The organism is Prevotella sp. oral taxon 317 str. F0108 (genome assembly GCF_000162415.1).
Classification (GTDB): domain Bacteria; phylum Bacteroidota; class Bacteroidia; order Bacteroidales; family Bacteroidaceae; genus Prevotella; species Prevotella conceptionensis.
On the sequence record NZ_GG740091.1, the window covers coordinates 1 to 1,305 of the forward strand.

1 protein-coding gene is annotated in these 1,305 nt (G+C 41.2%); it reads right to left on the reverse strand.

From position 1 onward, the window contains the following. Window positions 1–10: 10 nt before the first annotated feature. A complete protein-coding gene (locus HMPREF0670_RS15035) occupies window positions 11–1,216 on the reverse strand; it encodes an ISL3 family transposase (RefSeq protein ID WP_009231988.1) in 1,206 nt (401 codons plus the stop codon). Window positions 1,217–1,305: the final 89 nt, after the last annotated feature.

Here is a 1,305-nt window from a genome sequence, read left to right on the forward strand (position 1 = left end):
GGTTCTTCCGTTAAATGCGTAGACGCCTATCATGCAATGCATATAGTCTTAATGTGAAGTATTCCTCATTTCTGAATCCGTATACCTGTCTTTTAAGGACCTTTATTTTGTTGTTAATGCCTTCTATTGTTCCATTTGTTATACAATGGTCATACCATGCTAATATGTATGTCTTGTATGCTCTAATAGTTGATGCCATTTTCATCAACGGCTGTATTTTAGATTCTAAAGCTTGCTTTACCCATTCTTCCAACACAGCTTTAGCTTTTTGCTTGCTACACTGATTCCATATTTCCCTAAGACCTTCTTTGAGATAATAGGCAGTCATCAGCGGGCGGTTTAGGCTCAAGGCATTCTCCAGCCTATTTCTGTGTACGTGGTCAAAGATGTCATCTCCATTTCTGAGCAACAGCCAACGTGTCCCTTTGATTACCTTACGCTTGTTGACGTCCTTTTCCACATGCCATAACTGTCTCCTTAGCAAGTCCAGCTTTTCGTTCATAAGCTTGGTTACATGAAAGTGGTCTACTACAAGTGCTGCATTGGGAAGATGCTCACTCACAGCTCTTGTATATGCCGCAGAAAGGTCTGTACATACGGCCTGTATATGTTCCTTGTCATTGCCGAGCCGTTCCCAAAATCCATCAAGTGCTTTCTTGCCGTTGCCATCACCGACATAAACAACATGGCCATTATCCAAATCTACAACTATTGTCTTGTATACTTGACCCTTATGGGTAGCAAACTCATCAATGGAAATGCGTCTTAACATGGAAAGGTCTGGGTTGGAGTAATTTGACTGTAGAAACTCCATCTGTATATTACGTACTACATCCCAGGATACTCCAAGGAACCATGATATGTCTTGAATTGTTGCAAAGCGAGACAGGTCAAGCACCATATTTGCAAAGGCTATCGTGTGGCGACGTTTTCCTTTCGCAAAGTCGATGTTTTCTTGTTTAATACAGCCGCAGTCGTGACATTGGATACGACATACACGCATGTCCAGATAGGTCTTGCTCAGACCTATAGGCACACTTACAAAGCGACGAATATGGCAGCCGTTACGATTGACATTGTGACTCCCACATACAGGACAACAAAGTTTTTCCTTTGGAGTTTGGATTTCTAAAACTAAGTTATTACCTTCGTAGCGCAGATTCTGACAGACTTGTTGGGAGACGCCTAAGGCGTTTTGCATTATGCTGGTATTCATGTTCTTGAAGTTTGGTCACTACAAAGATACATAATACCAGCTTTTTATTATACCTAATGAGATATATCTATCCATTTAACGGAAGAACC

Bases quoted from the DNA above. Each gene is read 5' to 3' on its own strand.
- HMPREF0670_RS15035 (WP_009231988.1), bottom strand. From the start codon at position 1,216: ATGAATACCAGCATAATGCAAAACGCCTTAGGCGTCTCCCAACAAGTC.